Raw genomic sequence first — 20007 nt, forward strand, 5'->3', positions numbered from 1 at the left:
ACATATTTAGAAGGGTATTCAACGTTTTTTTATAGAAGAGAGAAAAATTTTCAATCCCATGATTGTAGAGGGAAGAGGTCTTGCTATCTCTCACGGTGCAATTAGTCCAAATGCTCTCAAGGTGCTTCGCCGATTAAACAAGTCCGGCTACAGGGCTTTTCTGGTTGGGGGTAGCGTAAGAGATATCCTGTTGGGGATTCGACCTAAGGATTTTGATATTGCAACCAACGCTCACCCACTAGAGATTCAGAAGCTCTTCAAAAATAGCCGTCTTATCGGAAAACGGTTTCTTTTGGTGCACGTTTTTTTTTCTAACGAAATTGTCGAGGTATCTACTTTTCGTTCTAACACGTCAATATTTTTTAAGAAAACGTCTCGAGAAAAAAAAAAGACAAAGCAGTTAACAAATAATAACGCTTATGGAACACTTGAAGAAGACGCCAGTTGTCGAGATTTTACAGTAAACGCGCTGTATTACGATATAAATAATTTTTCAATCATAGACTTTACTAATGGAATGAAAGATCTAGAGAGAGGTTTGATTCGCATGATTGGTAATCCCACTCAGCGATATCATGAAGATCCTATTCGATTATTAAGAGCCGTGCGATTAGCAGCAAAGCTCAATTTTAAGATTCACATGGATACAAAAAAACCTCTTCTACGATTACACAATCTCTTGCGTCATGTGCCTAGAACTCGCTTATTCGCGGAATTATTAAAAATGTTTTGTGTGGGACACGCACAACGTTCTTACCAACTATTGAAGTACACTAACTACATGGGAATGTTATTTCCAGAAATGATCGCTTTTCTGGAAAGAAATCAGAATGCAAATTATCAAAATTTGATTGAATATTCTTTAAAATCAATAGACGAACGTTATTACAACAAGCAAACATTAAACCCAGGATTTTTACTCGCTATTTTCTTATGGCCTGTAGTGCAAGAAACAGTAGAGAAACATTTTCAGAAAGACAAGAAATTATTTTCCTCATTTTACTATGGAATAAATCACACCCTTTATCTGCAAAAAAAAACGTTAGCTATTCCACGTCGTTTGATGAAAATGATACGCTCCATTTGGTTATTGCAATATCATTTGGAGCAGCAGAGTTACAATCATGTTTATAAGGTTTCTCAAGAACGTTTTTTTCCAGCAGCATTGAATTTTTTAGAACTACGAGAACGTACGGGTGAACCTTTAACTACGATCGTTTATTGGTGGCGTATTTTTCTTAATGGTAACACTAAACAACGCGAACAATTAATAAATAAATTGAAAGGTTGATAAAAATAATGATAGTTTATATTGGCGTTGGTTCTAACCTTAATTTTCCTATTAAACAAGTAAAAACTGCAATTGCTAATTTGGCGATGTTACCAAAAACAGTAATTTTACATTACTCTAGTTTTTATAAAAGCCGTCCCACAGGTCCTCAAGATCAGCCAAATTATATAAATGCTGTTGCAGTCTTAGAAACAACATTATTGCCTACAGCGCTTTTAAAAGCGCTAAAAAATTTAGAAAAAACACAAGGGCGTAAGTGTTCTAAAATACGATGGGGAGCGCGTGCCATAGATCTTGACATTTTGCTATACGGTAAGAGTATAATACGAAGCAAGGTGCTTTCTGTTCCTCACCCACAACTTCAGCTGAGAGAGTTTGTACTTTATCCTTTATCCGAGGTTGCACCCGATCTAGTTTTACCAACAACAGGCGAATCTATTTTAACATTGAAAAAACTTTGTCCCGCAAATGGTATAAAGCGGTTGATTAATTTTACTTATCTACAAAATGTAGAATGTGAAAAACTGTAGTTATTTATTGTATGAACATTGAAAAATTTTTTAGAAATGAATTTATATTTAACTTATCAATGTTGTGAGTGTTCATTGATTGTTATTTATTCTTACGTATATTGTTTACATTGTATGAAAAATGAACAGGAAGATGCTTACTAGTTTAACAAGAAAGAAGTCAGCTATGGTTGTTTATCCTGGTACCTTTGACCCCTTAACGCAAGGTCACATTGACATTGTTAGACGCGCTTTATTTCTTTTTGAGAACATCACTATAGCTTGTTATGCTTCTCCGATTATTGGCGACAGAACGTCTTATTTATCTCTATCCGAACGCGTTCGTTTGATTAAAGAGGTGTTTTCTGATAGTCCCAATATAAAAGTCGTGTCTTTTAAAGGATTATTAGTTGATTTCGTAAAACAGAATAATACTCCAATCATACTACGCGGTCTGCGTAGTGTTGCTGATTTTGATTATGAACTACAATTAGCATATATGAATTACCGTTTATCGCCAGAGATTGAAACTGTTTTCCTGTCCGCCAGAGAAGGATATAATTACATTTCTGGAACCTTGGTAAGGGAAATCATGGAGTTAGGTGGCGATATATCTTCTTTTGTACCTGTACCTATCTCTGAATGGCTAAAAAAAAGGAAAAAATAAATGGCATTGAGAATTACGGAAGAGTGTATTAATTGTGATGTCTGTGAGCCAGAGTGTCCAAATGAAGCTATTTCTATGGGTGAACTAATCTACGAGATAAATCCCGACCAATGCACCGAATGCATAGGGCACTTTGACGAACCACAATGCCGACAAGTATGTCCAGTAGACTGCATACCTTTAGGATTTCCAGAATCCAATGACGCCTTAATGGAAAAGTACCATCGTTTACAATTGCTCCGCGACATACAATTAATAAGGAAAGCTTGAAAAATTAGAAGAACCACCAAAATCGCCTAAGCGATTTCAGCGATTTTCTAAAAAAGTTTTCCATCGTTATTTCGGTATTTTTCCTTCTTTAAAAAGCACATGCATTCCAAGCTTCCCCGTTTTTGGATTCCAAGCACGCCGGTCAAATTTTCTGACAGCTAATTTTCCTTCGGTATTTCTTTTATTCTTTGTAGTCGTGTAACAGGTGCAAGTTAATCTACCATATTTAGTTTTTCCGGTGGATTGTAGCATAATCTTTTCACGAATTTTAATAGCCATAAAAATTACCTTGCCTGTATAAAATTATTTAGTTTACTTATTTACATTTTTTATTTTGCTGATCCTTTTATTTTCTAAATATTCCTTTTAAGGAGTACTGCTTTAACACCTAACTTGTCAATAATGCGCATACCGTGAATAGATACTTTCAAAGTCAAAAAGCGCCCTTCCTCCGAAAACCACAGTCGACGTTTCTTTAAATTTGGTAGGAAACGGCGTTTTGTTTTGTTGTTTGCATGAGATACTTTATTCCCAACTTGAGGTCGCTTTCCAGTTACTTGACATATTCTTGCCATAAACCTAATCTCCAAAATTTATCTATCGTATACGAAGATATATTTTTTATAAAGTCATGCATAATGAAAAATGCATAAATTAACCTATAAACTAAGGTATTTTTTATTGGTAATATTTTTTATTTTAAAAGAATTATGTATATTTATGAGATGCAACATTGTTAGCAATAAAGACGAGTTAAAGAGTTTTTTATTTATGTGTCAAATACATTAAGACGTAAGAGTACCTAAAAGATGTGCGGTATACAATATGTTATTTTACTAGTACCAATAAGGTTACACATCTGAACTTTGATTAAAAATAAAAACTGTTATTGATTAGAAGCGTATATTTTATACTTTCATGGAGATTTTATGCCATATTGTATCCAATTAAAAATTTTAGATAAACGTCTTGGAAAGCAAATACCACTGCCCACTTATGCGACAGATGGTTCGGCTGGGATTGATTTGCGAGCGTGTATCGATAAGCCGCTAAGTGTTTATTCTGGAAAAACTTATATAATCGATACTGGGTTTGCAATCCACCTCTGTGATCCCAATGTCGCAGCTATTATATTACCTAGATCAGGGCTAGGGCATCACCATGGAATTGTTTTAGGCAATCTCATTGGTTTGATTGATTCTGATTACCAAGGTCCAATAGTGATTTCCTGTTGGAATCGCAGTCAATGCCTTTACATTGTTCAACCGGGAGAAAGAATTGCGCAACTAGTAGTAGTACCTATTCTAAAAATAGGGTTTGAAATAGTTAAAAAATTTAAAAAAAGCAACAGAAGCACGGGAAGTTTTGGAAGCTCTGGTCAGTATTGAATGCCATATTATTTATTGACGTAAAATTTATGAATTTCAGAAATCTTAAGGGAGCCGGCGTATTATAAAATAAATTCACTTCAAATTTTAAATGCGCACTATGTTGACACAAGAAACAAGTTACGCTAATTAGGGTTTCCAGTTTTCGGGATTCTCATTCCAAATTATGGCTTTCTTTTTTTCTCTTTTAGTAATATAACCTTCGAAAAGCGCAACGTTAATTAAAATTTTGAAATTAGAAAGAGCATAATAGTTAAGATTAACTTTGGTACAGTTTTGTTGTGCTTTAAGCAATTGATAGGAAAAAATAGTGACACAATCCTCGACGGTTGCGAATTGACGTAGTATGCGCGCAGAAGCGACAGTGCTTCTTCCAACACTGATCAGATCTTCAACTATTAGTACCTTCTGTCCTAGTCTTAGGTTTCCTTCAATCTGAGTTTTTTTTCCATGGGTTTTTCTTTTATTTCTCACGTATATCATTGGTGAATCTAACCGATCCGCTATCCAAGCAGCATGCGGAATACTTGCAGTTGCAATGCCTGATATGACATCAAATTGCAAGTCGTTTTTTTTAATTAAATGTAATAAAGAATCGATAACTATTTTACGTTTCTCTGGGTAGGAAATAATAAGGCGATTGTCACAGTAGATAGGAGATAATAATCCTGAAGAAAAGCGATAAGGTTTTTTAAAATTGAAAGTAACCGCGTTAATATCAAGTAAAATTTTTGCTATTTCTTCTTCCATATTTTTATTTTTCTTATTGTACAAGAAACTAGTAAAACCTCACATGCACTGTATTTAGAAGAAAGCTCTTTTCGATCAAGAAACTATCCTTATTCCGTAGATAATTTTAAAAAACAATGCGCAAAACGTTCTTTTCAAAAAGCGCTTCTTATTCTAGTCCCAACAAACTGGGCACCTTTAAATCGGCACTTTTTATTTTAGATGATTACTAGATATATAGCTAGAACGTAGATTTTCTAAGACATATTATTGTCTAATTTTATTGGTTTTTGTTATCAATCAAGTAAACGGTATTAGGATTAATGTAACGACCGAGAAAGATTTCTCCAATTCGAGCAAATCGCTCTGGAGAATCAGTAACTAAAAATTTTAGTCTAGAATGCAGAGTTGTGTTTTCTAAGCGTTTTTTTCGAATAATCGATTTTGTTGTTACCGCAGTTGCCATTGCTGTATTGATGATGTTGATTTTCTTTCCAAGAATTTTTACCAACGAATCAGTAAAAATTGGAAAATGCGTACACCCTAAAATAACAGAATCATATTGACAACGATTATTAACAACGGGTTCTAAGTATTTTCTTGTCACAAGCATTGCAATTTCATTATTAATACATCCTTCTTCCGCTAGTGCCACAAACAATCCACAGACATAACTATTGATGCTAATGTTGGGATTTAGTGTAAATATGATTTTTGGATAAATTCCAGATCGAATGGTAGTTTCAGTAGCAAGTAAGACTACTCGGTTATTTTTAGTAGTATTAACTGCTTCTCGAGCCCCCGGTTCTATAACACCTACAATAGGAATATCTGGAAACTGTGTTTTAAGAAAAGACAATGCCACCGCAGAAACGGTATTACAAGCCACCACTAATAATTTAATACCCTGTTTTACAAGCAGGGATGCCATACGTATAGCGTAGTTCACGATCGTACTACAACTTTTTGTTCCATAAGATACCCTAGCGGTATCACCCAGATAAGTGTAGGACTCACTAGGCAAATGATTAATGAGCTCCTGCAACACCGTAAGTCCACCTACTCCTGAATCAAATACCCCAATGGGTAGCTGACTCCGTGTATAATTTTCCACTAACCTCCTCTCTTTTTTAGGACTTCCTTTTGTTTTGCGATGATGTGCTTAATACCCAGACGCGCAAGATTAATTAACTCGCCCAGTTCTTTAGCATAAAAAGAATATCTCTCTGCAGTACCTTGAATCTCAATAAAAGTATCCCTATCAGTCATCACAACGTTCATATCTGTGTGAGCATTAGAATCTTCAGTATAATCAAGGTCTAAGATGGGAATATTGTTATAGATTCCGACAGAGACGGCCGCAACTAAATATTTCAGTGGATCTTGTTGTAAAGTACCTATTCTTCGCAAGAATTGCAACGCTTGTATCAAAGCAACACAACCACCATTGATAGCTGCTGTTCGAGTACCGCCATCTGCTTGAATAACGTCACAGTCAAGAGTAATTGTGTAAGGACCGAGTAACTTTAGATCGAGGGCTGCTCGTAAGGAACGACCAATTAATCTCTGAATTTCTATTGTTCTTCCTTCTTGTTTACCTTTTACAGCTTCGCGATCTGTGCGATTACAGGTAGCACGTGGCAACATACTATACTCGGCAGTTAACCATCCGTGGCCACTGTTCTTAAGAAAACGCGGGACACCTGCAATGACACTAGCATTACAAATTACTTTTGTCTGTCCCATTTCCACTAACACAGAGCCTTCAGCGTAAGAAGTAAATTGAGTAATAAAAGTAAGATGTCGCAACTCATCAGTCGCTCTTTTGTTTGTACGCACAATCCCCTTTTTGCCTAACTTAATGGGGCAAACCAACTAAACTTGCTTTCCATAATCTTGTATTATAGATAAACTAAAACGTTTATTTTACAATCCATCGACGTATAATCTTCACGATGACTTTATGCTTAACAATCAACTTGCACTAAAAAGCGACTATACAAATCGTTCTGACAACACAGAAAAATTATATACGAACTGTAAGTACAATCTTGCAGATATTTCCAAGAAAGTCAACACCGGTCTAGACAGCTTGGAAATAAAATTTCGTAGCAGCTGAAAAATATCTTTTATGATTGAAGTAACGTATAATAGTAGAATGTCATTCAATATGTTTTATTTGTGTATAAATGAAAGCGCAATGCTTAACGCTTATAGTTTTCAATACAAATAGATTGTAATTAAGTATTACCTCTCTAATACAGGTTGTAATGGTTTGGATAAAAGACAAAGGTCACATCTCTTTGTCGTATCAGCTCCTTCCGGAGCTGGAAAAACTAGTTTGGTTCGCGCGTTGGTTGGTGAATTGGATGAAATAAAAATTTCTATTTCTTACACTACTCGACCACTACGATTTGGAGATTGTAGTGGTGTGGATTATATTTTTATTAACGAAAATCAATTTCAGCAGATGATAAGACAAGGTGCTTTACTAGAACATGCCAGAGTGCATAACCATCATTATGGAACTTCTAAGACATGGGTTCTAAAGCAATTAAGAGCCAAAAAAGATGTTCTATTAGAAATCGATTGGCAAGGTGCTCGTCAAATACGCAAGTTGTTTCCATTTGCAGTTACTATTTTCATACTGCCTCCATCAATGCACGCTTTGCGAGAACGTCTGATGAAGAGACATGAAAGTAACAACAGTACTGGTGTTATACAAAGATTGTCAACTGCTCATGAAGAAATAGCTCATTATATAGAGTATGATTATCTTGTGATCAACGACAATTTTAAGTCAGCAGTACAGGACTTGATTTATATTATTAGCGCCGTTCGATTACAAAAAGAGGTTCAGAGAATGAAATTTACAAAGCTACTGGCGGAGCTTTTAAAAAACTAGTAGGATATTTTCCTTAAAAAGAAAATTAGAGAAAAAAAATTTGAGTAATTTATTTGAAAGAGGATCTCATTAATGGCGCGTGTTACTGTTGAAGATTGCCTGCGGCACGTTAAAAACCGTTTTGATTTGATATTAAAAGCAGCAAAGAGGGCTCATGTGTTAGAGTTAGGAGGGGCTGATCCTATGGTTCCTCCAGACAATGATAAGTCCACTGTTATTGCGCTTCGGGAAATTGCTGCTGGGTATGACGTGACAAAAAATATTGATATTTATACCGTAGAAGAAGACATGAAAAGTACTAACATTGTTTTTTCTCATGTTCCTAATAATAAGAAAACTGTGGCTACTTCCTAAATATATGAAAAGTTCGCTTTACATTTTCTGACTTGTGTAGTGTAAAAAGAATTAACTACAGTCTTTAAAGTTATGAAAAGTTCTTATTCCAAAAATGTCAGAATTAGAATCTAAAGAAACGTACCTAACAGAAAAAATGCTTTGTTGTATAAAGATTGCGTGTCCTCTAATAAATATCAAAATTTGTTTTGTTGCGATTGATGAGAGAATATAGTAGCAGAAATTGTAATCTCAGTTTTTGGTTATTATTACGCGAGTAAGCTACTATTTGAGCGCTTCATGAAAGCAGTAAATTGGTGCTAGAGGATTTACAAATGCTAGATAATATTCCAGTTTCTTCTCTTAGGGGTGTAGGTCCAATAACAAACGGATTGTTAGACAATTTAAATATCCGGTCTCTTCAAGACTTGTTGTTGCATTTGCCATTGCGATATGAAAATCGAGCACAATTAACCGCATTAGGGGCATTGCAGAATGGTAAGAAAACAGCTGTTGAAGGATTTGTTAAGTTTACGAGTACAAACCATGGGAAAAAACGTAATTTCAGTTGTCTTATCGAAGATGAGACAGGATGTCTTACTTTGAGGTTCTACTATGTTAATTCTCGGCAATATCAAAAATTGATTAGAAGTGGATCACGAATAAGATGCTTTGGTACAGTTTATAAAAATTTTCAGAATCAATTAGAAATGGTGCATCCAGAATATCAAGCTATTAATGACACAACTGCTTCTTCGCCAATTACAGAGTATTTTACTCCTGTATATTCAACAACAAAAGGACTGTCACAAGTTAAGTTACGCGATTTATTGTCTCAAGCACTCAATTACTTAAAAAATCGAGACGCTTTGGAAGAATTATTTTCAGGATCTTTACGTAAAAACTTTCATTTATTGACTTTAGCAGATTCTTTAACATATATTCATTGCCCTCCTTTAAATGCTCCTCTTAGATTGTTAGAAATCGGTAGGCATCCTGCGCAACAACGTCTCGTTATTGAAGAGCTAACCGCACAACAAATTAGTCTTTTAAAATTACGTATTCAAACGAAAAAGTATGTAGCGCCACTTATAACTTTAGAAACAGATGGGCAAAAAAAATTGCGTCAGTTGTTGCCATTTAATTTGACAGCATCTCAAGAACGTGTTGTTTCGGAAATTAACAAAGATTTAAAACAATTGTGTCCTATGAAAAGAGTAATTCAGGGAGACGTCGGCACAGGTAAAACTATTATAGCGGCAATGACAATTATAAAAATAGTTGAAAATGGCTATCAATGTGCTTTAATGGCACCGACAGAAGTACTAGTCGAACAACATTATCGTTCCCTGCAACGATGGTTAAGTCCTTTAGGAATAAGAGTAGGGTATCTAACTGGTAGTTTGAACAATTTAACTCGAAGGCGGGTATTACACAAAATACGTTATGGCGAGGACCAAGTGATTGTTGGAACTCACACACTGTTTCAAAAGAAAGTGATTTTTCATAAATTAGGTCTAATTGTTATTGATGAGCAGCATCGCTTTGGTGTACATCAACAATTGACTTTTCAAGAGAAAAGCAACGATAGTATTTCTGCTTATTCACATCAGCTAATCATGACAGCTACGCCTATTCCAAGAACTTTAGCGCTAACAATCTGTACGCATCTTGATGTTTCTATTATGAATGAGCTGCCTTCTGAAAGACAATCTGTCACTACTATTTTAGTGTCTAACGAACGGCGTGATGAAGTAATTGCGCGCATTAAACAGCATTGCAAACAAGGCAGACAAGCTTACTGGGTTTGCACACTAATAAAAGATAGCGCAGCGATACCGCAATGTCAATCTGCAGAAACTACTTACCAAAAACTAAAAAAGCAACTGATTCATTTAACCGTAGGCCTAATTCATGGACGACTAAGTAAACAAGAAAAAAGCATTGTAATAGCAGATGTTAAATCAGGAAAAATCGATCTGTTGATTGCAACAATGGTAATTGAGGTAGGGATAGATATCCCCAATGTGAGTTTAATAGTAATAGAAAACGCGGAGCGATTAGGTACAGCCCAAATTCACCAATTACGAGGACGAGTGGGACGCGGAAAAGACAAGAGTTATTGTGTTTTATTGTATAAAAAACCATTATCGCAATGTGCAAAAAAGCGTTTGGTCTTACTGCGTAGTGAAAAAAACGGATTTTCTATCGCTAAAAAAGACTTTAAATTGCGTGGGCCAGGAGAGTTGTTAGGGGAAAGACAATCTGGACCATCTCGACTGCGCGTTGCAGATTTACGTCGAGACCAATATTTATTAACTTTAGTGCAACGAATTGCTAAACAGATGTTAACACAATATCCACTATATGTTACTAAATTACTAAAACGTTGGTGTTAGGGAATTAAGTTCTTATTGTATAAGTAGTGCAGGTCTTTTGTCACAATTCTCCGTGAAAAATCACTAAAAACAATTAAGTAAGAGTGCATAAAAATTGTTTCTGTTTTTTGATTTCTATGCTTTGGTAAGCTGATAGTAAATCTCGCTGTTGACGAGGGTAAACAAATGCGCTTTTGTGTAGTTTATGATTGAAAATTTCAATTAAAACTTGAAAACTATTTTACTTTAAAAAATAATACTAATAAGGGTTGCATTAAGAGAGAAATTGCTATTAGAATAGTTTGCTCTTTATCAGAAAAATAACTTAATTAATAGGGGAAATTTAATGTTGGTAAAAAAATTAATAACATTTGTTACTGCTAGTATTGCTAGTGTCGGTGTTACTTCTGCTGCAGTAGCTGGAGGTCCTGATTACGTTTCTACCCCAGCAGGTGGGGAGTATTCAGGGATATATATTGAAGGTAATGCGGGTTATGTCTATCATCCATGGGGTAGCGATGTGACAACTGTTCCAGGTATATTAAAGAATTTTTCGCTTATTTCGAGCTCATCCCGAGGAGATGGTGGTTCTACCTTCGGGGGTGACTTAGGTTATCAGTTCAATAAAAATATTGCTCTTGAAGGCGGTTGGTTCTATTTACCTAAAGCTACGTTTAACACAGTTGACCCAGGTTCCTTTGCAATAAAGGGTGGTGTTGCTTATACAGCATTAAAAGGCATGGCCTCTATTTATGGGAATACCTATGCGTTTGGTAAATTAGGTGTTTCCTATACCTACAATTGGTCTAGCATTGCTTTAGCGAGCTCAGATTTAAACAGTACTAATAACGTTAGCAGTTGTTCCAATTATTGGAATCCATTATTTGCTGCAGGTATGCAGTACTATCTGACGCCAAATTGGTCTGTAAGTACACAGTACGTTTTTGTCCCAGGTTATCGAAGCGCATCTTCAAATCGCTTTGTCACACCTGTAGTTCATTTGCTTACAATGAATGTAGGTTATAAATTTGTAATATAAAAAGGAATATTGTGATTAGACGAAAAAGGCCTCTCTGTCTGTACACAGGAGAGGCCTTTTTTCTTAAATGCGTATTTATTTTATTTAGATTCAGTGCTATTATTAGCAGCTTTTAATGTGTTTTCAAGCAAAGTAGCAACAGTCATCGGCCCCACGCCTCCTGGAACTGGAGTTATCCAGGAGACTTTTTCTTTAGCAGTTTTAAAATCGATATCGCCTGTAATTGTGTGTTGATCTAATCTATTAAATCCAACATCAATCACAATAGCCCCTGGTTTAATCCATTTACTTTGAATAATGCCAGGTTTTCCAATGGCAGCAATTAATAGATCTGCTGTATTAACATGTTTATCCAAGTTTTGAGTGAAGCGATGACATATAGTAACAGTACACTTGGTTAATAATAGTTCTAAAGCCATGGGACGACCCACAATGCTAGAAGCTCCAATGATAACAGCATGCTTTCCTGAAAGGTCTTGATTAGTTTCTCTCAAAAGAGTGATAATCCCAGCGGAGGTACAAGGACGCAGCGTTGAATGTCGCTGAACAAGACAACCAAGATTATACGGGTGAAATCCATCTACGTCTTTGGATGGATTAATCTGTTCTAGCAAACGAAAAGCATTAATATGTATAGGTAAAGGAAGTTGTAGAAGAATGCCATGGATACTTGGATCAATATTACATTGATTAATTTTTGTTGCTAATTCCGTTTCCAAAACGGTATCGTTCATTCTATAGACTGTTGATCGAATACCAACTGAGCGACAAGCCAGTTCTTTCTGGCGAACATAAATACTGGAAGCAGGATTGTCTCCTACTAAAATCATGGACAAACCGGGAACCCGCATCCCTTGTGCTTGTAGTGCAGAAACGGCTTTTTTTACACGCATTCTGACTTTTTTTGCACACGCGCGTCCATCTAAAATTCGAGCGATCATATGGTTAAAAAGGATCTCTTTTTTTTAATTCCATAGCTGTTTTAAATAATTTGCGTGGCAATTGGATTCCAAACAGTATAGATATTTTATTAAGTTGTTGAAACTATTTTTCTGGCATCATTAAAAGTTTTTATGATGTTATTATTGAAAAATTAATTGAAAAAACAGCTTCAACAGAACAACGTCCGCTTGCTTACGGTCAAATTGTGTTAAAGAAAAGTAAGAATACATCCGGTTTATCACTAACTCTTTATAGAAAAAAATCGTATTCTAATTATAGATACTTGACTCTTAGACTATAACAATAGCACGTTCGTAATCAACTTTTATGTATTGTTTTATTTGTTATTATCTTTATTCATGGAAGATTATAATGATTACGATTTAATACCACTACAATTAGTTAAATTATAGTGGTTAAGTGTGATAAATTAATGAAAATGTATAAAATCTCAGATTTTCGTCACGCTCTGTGTTAAATGATTAAAATTCATTCTTCCACTGACGTAAAGCTGAGAAGACGGCAATTGTATCAGAAAAGAGAAAGGAGCAGCCGTAATATTTCCCTAAGCTCTTTTTAATATCTTTTTTATCACATCTAAGAAAAGGATTGGTATTAATTTCTAATTGGAGAGTAGAAGGCAGTATATAAGAATTGTTGTTAATTTTTTTTTTAATTTCCATAACTCTTTTTTTAAGATTCAGATTGTTAGGGTCAACTATCTGAGCAAATTCGAGATTTTTTTTAGTGTATTCATGTCCACAGTATACTTGAGTGTTGGACGGGAGAGCTGCTAATCTACAAAGTGATTGATACAGTTGATATGGTGTACCTGTAAAAATTCGGCCACAACCTCCAGTAAATAAAGTATCTCCAGTAAAAACCCATTGGCGCTTGCAGTAATAAGCGATATGCTCTACAGTGTGTCCTGGGATGGTTAAGATATTAAAAGTAATACCCAGTGAAGGTAAAGTAAGATAATCCCTATCTTGAAGGGGATGGCTGCAAAGAGGAATTAAGTTTTCAGAAGGTCCATAAACAGGAACAGGGTATCTCTCTAAAAGACCAGAAATTCCGTTAATATGATCCCAATGGTAATGAGTAAGCAATATAGCTGTTAATGTTAGATTTGATTTCTCAAATGTATCAAGAACTGGTTTTGCTTCTCCAGGATCGATTACTATGGCGTTTCTTTTTTTTAGACATACCACAATCCAGACGTGGTTATCGCAAAGAGCGGGAATAGAAAAAACTACGTGAGACACAAAAGTATACAAATGATTTTTTAGTATCTAAATTTAAAAAATTTAACGTAACTCATTAATGCCCTGATTGGCTAACCGATCCGCTATTTCATTTTCTAAATGTCCGCTGTGCCCCTTTACCCATTTCCAATAAACTTTGTGACGTTTGGTTTCTTTTTCGAGGGATTCCCATAACGTCCTATTTTTTATTGGTTTACCTTGACAGGTTTTCCACTTTCTTTCTTTCCATGCAGATAACCATTTAGTTATTCCAAGATATAAATAGCGAGAATCCGTAGTGGCAATAATGTGAGAAGAATGTCTTAGTGATCTTAGTCCTTCAATGGCAGCCGTTAGTTCCATTTGATTATTAGTTGTATTAAACACTCCGTTATAGAATTGATATTCGTGATCATTGTAACGTAACAGCACCCCCCATCCTCCAGGACCTGGATTACCACGACAAGCACCGTCACAGTATAAGTATATAATATTGTCGTTCTTCATTTTGTTGAATAGAAAAAGAAAAAAAGAAGAGAGAAGTGCATTTAAGCAATACCACGATTCATGTTCTCCTTTAAAAAATTACATAGCTAAAGTGATACAACAGTAAACTACTTGCCCATATAAAATTCTTCCACAAAACTATGTCAATGCATCCAATCAAGCACTACTATTGCGTTTAATTATAGCTTAATAAAATGAATTGTAAAAAGATTTTAGCAAGTAATTGAACACGGATTAATTAGTCAATTGCTATTGCTTGGCTTACAGAAAAAATTTCATTTCGAAATCTCCAATTTTATTTTTGACAATGCCATCCAATTTATGAAATATTTTACATATCTCATAAATTTTCTGTTTCTCTTTTCACTAAAAAATCAAATAATTAACAATTTGCAAAAAAGTCCAAGATAATCTTGTCATTTTTTACTAGTGATTATTTGATTTACAAATTCTAGGTTTACGTTTTATAATCCAGCTTTTACATTACCTAAAGTTTTGTATTTCTGAAAAATTACACACTGTTTATATTTTGTGCATGGTTCAATAAAATTTATAACCGTGTTAAAAAAAGTTTTTATGCGACAAATTATTTTAGATGTAGAAACAACCGGCCTTGATTTGGATAAAGGACATCGAATTATTGAAATAGGTTGTTTAGAAATGATTAATAGACGTTTAACAGGACGGTCTCTTCATTTTTATGTTAATCCGAATCGTTCTATTGAACGTGAAGCTTTTGCTGTTCACGGTATTACAGAAAATTTTTTAGCTAACAAACCTGCTTTTAAAGATATCGTAGACGAAATTATTATGCTGTTAAAAGGATCAGAGTTAATTATTCACAATGCTTCTTTCGATGTAGCTTTTTTAAATTACGAATTTCAACTTACTGGAAGATCTTTTAAAAAGGTTATTGATTATTGTCAAATTTTAGACACTTTAACTATTGCTCAGCAAAAGCATCCAGGACAGCATAACAGTTTAGACGCCCTTTGTCGACGATATTGTGTTGATAATTCTAATCGTCACCGACATGGCGCCTTACTAGATGCTGAACTTCTCGCCAGAGTTTACTTATTAATGACCAGTGGACAAAATCAGCTGTTTGCACATCAAGATTTAACTAGTACTACACAGCTTTCTCAAATGCAAATGCAAAAACTGTATAAAGACCGTAAACCTTTATGTGTTATAAAAGCAAATGAAAAAGAAACACTAGCGCATGAGGATTTCTTGAAACTATTAAGAAAAAAAAGTAGAAATCCCATTGGTGAGTTTTAAACCAAAATTAGTACGAATATTTTTAAAATATGTTTAATTTTAATACACGACAATGTGGTTGATCTCTTTCATACTAGCGCAATGTCTTTTATGACAATACGACAGTTGTTTTCTTCGAAAAATATACGCCAAAAATCGAATGACAATGATTGGAAGTGCAGTACACACTCACTTATACCAATAATGAATTACAATAATCAATTGTGATAATCTAATTATAAATGGTAATGCTATAAACCAATATCATCTCGGTAATAACAATTTGGCCAACTAATTTGACTAACGATTCGATAAACTTTTTTTTGTGCCTCTTGTACACTAAAACCCAAAGCGGTTATAGAAAGGACACGTCCACCGTTGGTAACAATGAGATTATTATTTTTCATCGTGTTTGCATGAAAAATTTTTATATCAGTGGGCAGAAAAATATGGCGTAATCCCTTAATAATATCTCCTTTTTTATAATTTCCGGGATATCCCTTAGAAGCCATGACAACAGTTAAAGCAACTCTCTGATCCCAAATAATGTTGATTTGATTTAAATTATCAGACAGAGCAGATAATATTAATTCTGTTAAATCTGATTGCAGTCGCATCATAAGCACTTGCGTTTCAGGATCGCCCAAGCGCACATTAAATTCCAACACTTTTGGTACACCGTTTGGAGTTATCATTAATCCTATATATAAAAATCCTTTATACCCGATGCCTTCTGTTTCTAAACCTGTAATGGTAGGACGTATAATGTCAGTTATTATTTTTTCCTGTAGAGTATTCGACAATCGAGAAACAGGTGAATAAGCACCCATACCTCCTGTATTTGGTCCTCTATTTCCACATAATAATCGCTTATAATCTTGTGAGCTAGCCAGTGGTAAAAAATGTTTACCACTAATTATAACGGTAAAACTTAATTCCTCTCCGTATAAAAAGTCCTCAACTACGATTTCTTGTCCCGCTACACCTAATTTCTTTTCCTCTAACATGGAAATAACAATATTTTTAGCTTCTATAAACGATTGCGCAATAAAAACTCCTTTTCCCGCGGCAAGCCCATTAGCTTTAATAACAATAGGAAACGATTGATTGGAAAGATACAATAAAGCATTTTTTTTTTCTGTAAAAGAAATAGAATCTGCAGTAGGAATATTATATCGATTCAAAAATTCTTTACAAAAATTTTTCGAAGTTTCCAATCGTGCAGCTGTTTGAGTTGGTCCAAAAATACTTAGTCTTTTTTTATGAAATTGATCGACTATCCCATACGCTAACGGCACTTCAGGACCTACAATAGTGAAATCTATTTTATTTTTTTGTGCGAAATTAACTAGAGAATGAATATCAGCAGTATCGATAGAAACATTTTGCACTTTATTTTCGATAGCAGTTCCAGCGTTACCTGGGACAACCCAGATTTTTTTAATACGAGCCGATTGCGCTACTTTCCACGCTAAAGCGTGCTCTCGACCCCCATTTCCAATAATAAGAACATGCACAACAGTGAGTATGACAGTATTTTCTAAGATAGTCAGTAATTTCTTAATGAATTTTTATTGATAAACTAATATGTTGTATTTTCAGCTAGACTATTTCGTGTCTAAAATTAATTGTTTTATTTTGTATAGACAACTGTGAAAACTGCTAATAATGTTCTCTTTGGAAGGGATTGTTTTTATTTGAGTAAAGAACATTTTTATCATTTCACTTGATATTTAAGCCATCAGTCCAGTATGCTTTCATTTCCTTCTTAAGAAAAGCGGTTAGGTGAATCCACATGGATTTGCTTATACAAACAGATAAGAGAATTTTTAATCTATGTATTTGTTGTATCTTTTCCTTTTCTATAAACACTTGTATTTTGTAAAGAACACAGGAGAATATAATTGACACCTTATTACCTTACTTCAAAAAAAATTTATTATCAGGGAAAACTTTTTCCTACCATTCGTGTAGGCATGAAAGAGATTCAACTAACGAATGGAGATGTATTAATTGCTTACGATACCTCAGGTTCTTATACAGACAGATCCATCTTTTCTAATTTTCAAGGATTGCCCAGATTACGTGAACCATGGATTACAAAACGTCGTCGATCTATGACTCAATTAGCATTTGCAAAACAAGGTATTATTACGCCAGAGATGGAATATGTTTCTATTCGGGAAAATCAAAAACAAAAAATTCCATATAAAATTAATCCAGAACGTGAGCAACGTTTGCGCGGAAATTCTTTAGGAGCCCAAATACCTCGGAAAATTACTCCAGAGTTTGTGCGAGACGAAATCGCTAAAGGACGTGCTATTCTGCCTGCAAATGTTAATCATCCGGAATGTGAACCAATGATTATTGGTCGGAATTTTCTAGTCAAAGTAAATGCAAATATTGGAAATTCAGCAATTTCTTCATCTACGAACAAAGAAATTGAAAAATTAATATGGGCTGTACAAAAAGGGGCTGATACTGTAATGGATTTATCGACAGGAAAGAAAATTAAGGAAACTCGGGAAATGATTTTACGCCATTCTCCAGTACCTATTGGCACGGTGCCACTTTATGAAGCTTTAGAAAGAGTAAATGGGGATATTATGGCGCTTGATTGGAATGTTTTTCGTCATGTATTAATATCCCAAGCAGAACAAGGAGTGGATTATTTTACAATTCATGCTGGTGTACTACGACAATTTATTGCTCTTACGAATAAACGCGTAACTGGCATTGTCTCTCGTGGTGGTTCTATTATGGCGAAATGGTGTATTCTACATAAAAAAGAAAATTTTCTTTATACACATTTTGAAGAAATATGTGAGATTATGCGTACTTATGATGTTAGTTTTTCTTTAGGTGACGGATTACGACCTGGTTCTATCGCTGATGCTAATGACAAAGCACAATTTTCTGAATTAAAGATTCAAGGAGAATTAAATCATGTTGCGTGGAAATACGATGTTCAGGTAATGAATGAAGGCCCAGGTCATATACCGCTTCATTTGATTCATGAAAACATGATAAAGCAATTAAAGTATTGTCAAGAAGCGCCTTTTTATACGCTTGGTCCTCTAATCACTGATATTGCTCCTGGTTATGATCATATTACCAGCAGTATCGGTGCAGCTTTGATTGCATGGCAAGGGTGTGCGCTTTTGTGTTATGTAACTCCGAAAGAACATTTAGGATTACCAAACAAACAGGATGTCCAAGAGGGTTTAATTGCTTATAAGATAGCAGCTCATGCTGCGGACTTGGCTAAAGGACACCCAGCTGCAAGACACCGAGACGATTTACTATCTCAAGCTCGCTTTGAATTTCGTTGGCACGACCAGTTCAATTTAGCACTAGATCCAGAAACAGCCCGTGTGTTGCACGATGAAAGTTTACCAAAGGAGTCGGCAAAGCATGCGCATTTTTGTTCATTGTGTGGACCTAAATTTTGTGCTTATAAAATAAGTCACGAAGTACGACATGCTTTAGAAAAAGAAAAAATTTGATGCGAGTCGGAATTGTTGGTGCTGGTTTAATAGGGCGTTTATTAGCGTGGCGACTTTCTTTAGCGGGATGGCAAGTGACTTTGTTTGATAAGGATAGTAAGTGTGGCAGAAGAAGTGCAGCTTATGCTGCAGCGGGAATGTTGTCACCAATATCTGAATGCGAAACGTCTAGTAGAGTAATTTTCGATTTAGGTATGTATTCGCTGCAACAATGGACATTGTGGCTAGATGAGTTGTCAGAACCCATTTTCTTTCAGAAAAGAGGAACGCTCGTAATTTCTCATCTGGAAGATACAGTAGAAAAAGAGCGTTGGATTAAACAAATAAGGCATAAGATCCAGGAGTTGTACATTCACAAATTATCGTTATCTGAAATTAGAGCATTAGAACCGGAATTAAAAAATTTCCAAGACGGATATTTCTTGCCTCAAGAAGCACATATTGATTCACGAGCAATATTAAGAGCGCTAGCAAATAAACTAACTGTTGATTGGCATGAGAATCAATTAGTAGAAAAAATAGTGCCTCATTGTATTTTTGTCCAAAAAACACCGTATTCTTTTGATTATGTATTTGATTGCCGTGGAATTGGTGGAAGAGATCAATTCGATGATTTACGAGCCGTGCGAGGGGAATTAATTTACCTACACGCACCAGATGTGCATATCAGTCGCCCTGTGCGATTGCTTCATCCTCGTTATAGAGTATATATTGTTCCGAGACCAAATCACATTTATCTTGTAGGTGCAAGTGAAATTGAGACGGAGGACACGTCCCCTATTTCTGTGCGCTCTTGTCTAGAATTGTTATCATCGGCTTATAGTATTCATCGTGGATTTGCTGAGGCGAGAATTATAGAAACAGTAACGGCTCTGCGACCTGCATTGTCTGATAATTTACCTCGTATTCGCTGGAAGAATGGTTTGGTTGCTATTAATGGGCTATACCGTTGTGGGTTTTTACTAGCACCAGCATTAATTGATAAAATTATAAAAAAGATGAAAGAGCATTAGAAATTAAGATAAGATTTAAGGAGATA

21 protein-coding genes are annotated in these 20007 nt (G+C 35.0%); 12 read left to right on the forward strand and 9 right to left on the reverse strand.

Annotated features, from left to right (window positions below; translation table 11 throughout):
• Positions 1–58 precede the first annotated feature (58 nt).
• The 4 genes from pcnB (at position 59) to Z664_RS01750 (ending at position 2737) form a co-directional block, all read left to right on the forward strand.
• Positions 59–1291, forward strand: a complete 1233-nt coding sequence (pcnB, locus tag Z664_RS01735) for a polynucleotide adenylyltransferase PcnB (protein ID WP_052246332.1) — start codon at positions 59–61, stop codon at positions 1289–1291.
• An 8-nt stretch (positions 1292–1299) separates the two neighbouring features.
• Complete coding sequence (gene folK / locus Z664_RS01740; RefSeq protein ID WP_230206083.1) at positions 1300–1821, forward strand: 2-amino-4-hydroxy-6-hydroxymethyldihydropteridine diphosphokinase; 522 nt, start codon at positions 1300–1302, stop codon at positions 1819–1821.
• A 121-nt stretch (positions 1822–1942) separates the two neighbouring features.
• The gene (gene coaD / locus Z664_RS01745; protein WP_230206084.1) at positions 1943–2467 is read left to right on the forward strand and encodes a pantetheine-phosphate adenylyltransferase; all 525 of its coding nucleotides are present in this window, start codon (positions 1943–1945) and stop codon (positions 2465–2467) included.
• Positions 2468–2737, forward strand: coding sequence for a YfhL family 4Fe-4S dicluster ferredoxin (locus Z664_RS01750; RefSeq protein ID WP_052246333.1), 270 nt, complete (start codon positions 2468–2470; stop codon positions 2735–2737).
• 66 nt (positions 2738–2803) lie between these two features.
• Here the strand turns inward: Z664_RS01750 and rpmG are convergent, their stop codons facing one another.
• Together rpmG and rpmB are read right to left on the reverse strand one after the other, a co-directional pair.
• Positions 2804–3016 carry a 50S ribosomal protein L33 gene (gene rpmG / locus Z664_RS01755; RefSeq protein ID WP_039669975.1) on the reverse strand — a complete coding sequence of 71 codons (213 nt, stop codon included), beginning with the start codon at positions 3014–3016 and terminating at the stop codon, positions 2804–2806.
• A 74-nt stretch (positions 3017–3090) separates the two neighbouring features.
• A complete protein-coding gene (gene rpmB, locus Z664_RS01760) occupies positions 3091–3312 on the reverse strand; it encodes a 50S ribosomal protein L28 (RefSeq protein ID WP_039669976.1) in 222 nt (73 codons plus the stop codon).
• 354 nt (positions 3313–3666) lie between these two features.
• Between rpmB and dut the strand changes: the two genes are divergently transcribed.
• On the forward strand, positions 3667–4125 hold the full coding sequence (gene dut / locus Z664_RS01765; RefSeq protein WP_039669977.1) for a dUTP diphosphatase: 459 nt from the start codon (positions 3667–3669) through the stop codon (positions 4123–4125).
• A gap of 129 nt (positions 4126–4254) precedes the next feature.
• Here dut and pyrE read toward each other — a convergent pair whose 3' ends face one another.
• From pyrE to rph, 3 genes are all read right to left on the reverse strand, one after another.
• The gene (gene pyrE, locus Z664_RS01770; RefSeq protein ID WP_039669978.1) at positions 4255–4875 is read right to left on the reverse strand and encodes an orotate phosphoribosyltransferase; all 621 of its coding nucleotides are present in this window, start codon (positions 4873–4875) and stop codon (positions 4255–4257) included.
• A gap of 259 nt (positions 4876–5134) precedes the next feature.
• On the reverse strand, positions 5135–5968 hold the full coding sequence (gene murI / locus Z664_RS01775) for a glutamate racemase (RefSeq protein ID WP_039669979.1): 834 nt from the start codon (positions 5966–5968) through the stop codon (positions 5135–5137).
• Positions 5968–6693 (reverse strand): ribonuclease PH, encoded by a 726-nt coding sequence (rph, locus tag Z664_RS01780; protein WP_039670230.1) that lies wholly within the window; start codon positions 6691–6693, stop codon positions 5968–5970. Before rph ends, murI begins: the two co-directional genes overlap by 1 nt.
• A 436-nt stretch (positions 6694–7129) precedes the next feature.
• On the opposite strand from rph, the gene gmk reads away from it, so the two are divergent.
• The 4 genes from gmk to Z664_RS01800 all read left to right on the forward strand — a co-directional run bounded on the left by gmk (position 7130) and on the right by Z664_RS01800 (position 11509).
• Positions 7130–7759: a guanylate kinase gene (gmk, locus tag Z664_RS01785; RefSeq protein WP_039669980.1), complete on the forward strand. Its 630-nt coding sequence runs from the start codon at positions 7130–7132 to the stop codon at positions 7757–7759.
• Positions 7760–7831: 72 nt separating this feature from the next.
• Positions 7832–8113 (forward strand): DNA-directed RNA polymerase subunit omega, encoded by a 282-nt coding sequence (gene rpoZ / locus Z664_RS03135; protein ID WP_084588731.1) that lies wholly within the window; start codon positions 7832–7834, stop codon positions 8111–8113.
• A 314-nt stretch (positions 8114–8427) separates the two neighbouring features.
• Complete coding sequence (gene recG, locus Z664_RS01795; protein ID WP_052246334.1) at positions 8428–10491, forward strand: ATP-dependent DNA helicase RecG; 2064 nt, start codon at positions 8428–8430, stop codon at positions 10489–10491.
• 325 nt (positions 10492–10816) lie between these two features.
• Entirely contained in the window at positions 10817–11509 is a 693-nt protein-coding gene (locus tag Z664_RS01800; RefSeq protein ID WP_039669982.1) for an outer membrane beta-barrel protein, read from the forward strand.
• Positions 11510–11589: 80 nt separating this feature from the next.
• Here the strand turns inward: Z664_RS01800 and folD are convergent, their stop codons facing one another.
• From folD to rnhA, 3 genes are all read right to left on the reverse strand, one after another.
• Positions 11590–12450: a bifunctional methylenetetrahydrofolate dehydrogenase/methenyltetrahydrofolate cyclohydrolase FolD gene (gene folD / locus Z664_RS01805; protein ID WP_039669983.1), complete on the reverse strand. Its 861-nt coding sequence runs from the start codon at positions 12448–12450 to the stop codon at positions 11590–11592.
• 483 nt (positions 12451–12933) lie between these two features.
• Positions 12934–13716 (reverse strand): hydroxyacylglutathione hydrolase, encoded by a 783-nt coding sequence (gloB, locus tag Z664_RS01810; RefSeq protein ID WP_039669984.1) that lies wholly within the window; start codon positions 13714–13716, stop codon positions 12934–12936.
• A gap of 42 nt (positions 13717–13758) precedes the next feature.
• Positions 13759–14202 (reverse strand): ribonuclease HI, encoded by a 444-nt coding sequence (rnhA, locus tag Z664_RS01815; RefSeq protein WP_039669985.1) that lies wholly within the window; start codon positions 14200–14202, stop codon positions 13759–13761.
• A 576-nt stretch (positions 14203–14778) separates the two neighbouring features.
• On the opposite strand from rnhA, the gene dnaQ reads away from it, so the two are divergent.
• Positions 14779–15483: a DNA polymerase III subunit epsilon gene (gene dnaQ, locus Z664_RS01820; RefSeq protein ID WP_039670232.1), complete on the forward strand. Its 705-nt coding sequence runs from the start codon at positions 14779–14781 to the stop codon at positions 15481–15483.
• 230 nt (positions 15484–15713) lie between these two features.
• Here the strand turns inward: dnaQ and purD are convergent, their stop codons facing one another.
• The gene (purD, locus tag Z664_RS01825; protein ID WP_039669986.1) at positions 15714–16979 is read right to left on the reverse strand and encodes a phosphoribosylamine--glycine ligase; all 1266 of its coding nucleotides are present in this window, start codon (positions 16977–16979) and stop codon (positions 15714–15716) included.
• Between the two features lie 387 nt (positions 16980–17366).
• On the opposite strand from purD, the gene thiC reads away from it, so the two are divergent.
• Both thiC and thiO read left to right on the forward strand, forming a co-directional pair.
• Positions 17367–18968 carry a phosphomethylpyrimidine synthase ThiC gene (gene thiC, locus Z664_RS01830; RefSeq protein ID WP_052246335.1) on the forward strand — a complete coding sequence of 534 codons (1602 nt, stop codon included), beginning with the start codon at positions 17367–17369 and terminating at the stop codon, positions 18966–18968.
• Entirely contained in the window at positions 18968–19981 is a 1014-nt protein-coding gene (gene thiO / locus Z664_RS01835) for a glycine oxidase ThiO (RefSeq protein ID WP_039669987.1), read from the forward strand. Before thiC ends, thiO begins: the two co-directional genes overlap by 1 nt.
• Positions 19982–20007 lie beyond the last annotated feature (26 nt).

This window comes from Coxiella endosymbiont of Amblyomma americanum (genome assembly GCF_000815025.1).
In the GTDB taxonomy this organism is placed as follows: domain Bacteria; phylum Pseudomonadota; class Gammaproteobacteria; order Coxiellales; family Coxiellaceae; genus Coxiella.

What these genes read in the sequence shown, in the direction of transcription:
- pcnB (WP_052246332.1), top strand. Translation starts at nt 59, where the DNA reads ATGATTGTAGAGGGAAGAGGTCTTGCTATCTCTCACGGTGCAATTAGT.
- rpmG (WP_039669975.1), bottom strand. Translation starts at nt 3,016, where the DNA reads ATGGCTATTAAAATTCGTGAAAAGATTATGCTACAATCCACCGGAAAA.
- recG (WP_052246334.1), top strand. Translation starts at nt 8,428, where the DNA reads ATGCTAGATAATATTCCAGTTTCTTCTCTTAGGGGTGTAGGTCCAATA.
- thiO (WP_039669987.1), top strand. Translation starts at nt 18,968, where the DNA reads ATGCGAGTCGGAATTGTTGGTGCTGGTTTAATAGGGCGTTTATTAGCG.
- rpmB (WP_039669976.1), bottom strand. Translation starts at nt 3,312, where the DNA reads ATGGCAAGAATATGTCAAGTAACTGGAAAGCGACCTCAAGTTGGGAAT.
- rpoZ (WP_084588731.1), top strand. Translation starts at nt 7,832, where the DNA reads ATGGCGCGTGTTACTGTTGAAGATTGCCTGCGGCACGTTAAAAACCGT.
- dnaQ (WP_039670232.1), top strand. Translation starts at nt 14,779, where the DNA reads ATGCGACAAATTATTTTAGATGTAGAAACAACCGGCCTTGATTTGGAT.
- Z664_RS01800 (WP_039669982.1), top strand. Translation starts at nt 10,817, where the DNA reads ATGTTGGTAAAAAAATTAATAACATTTGTTACTGCTAGTATTGCTAGT.
- pyrE (WP_039669978.1), bottom strand. Translation starts at nt 4,875, where the DNA reads ATGGAAGAAGAAATAGCAAAAATTTTACTTGATATTAACGCGGTTACT.
- Z664_RS01750 (WP_052246333.1), top strand. Translation starts at nt 2,468, where the DNA reads ATGGCATTGAGAATTACGGAAGAGTGTATTAATTGTGATGTCTGTGAG.
- folK (WP_230206083.1), top strand. Translation starts at nt 1,300, where the DNA reads ATGATAGTTTATATTGGCGTTGGTTCTAACCTTAATTTTCCTATTAAA.
- coaD (WP_230206084.1), top strand. Translation starts at nt 1,943, where the DNA reads ATGAACAGGAAGATGCTTACTAGTTTAACAAGAAAGAAGTCAGCTATG.
- folD (WP_039669983.1), bottom strand. Translation starts at nt 12,450, where the DNA reads ATGATCGCTCGAATTTTAGATGGACGCGCGTGTGCAAAAAAAGTCAGA.
- dut (WP_039669977.1), top strand. Translation starts at nt 3,667, where the DNA reads ATGCCATATTGTATCCAATTAAAAATTTTAGATAAACGTCTTGGAAAG.
- rnhA (WP_039669985.1), bottom strand. Translation starts at nt 14,202, where the DNA reads ATGAAGAACGACAATATTATATACTTATACTGTGACGGTGCTTGTCGT.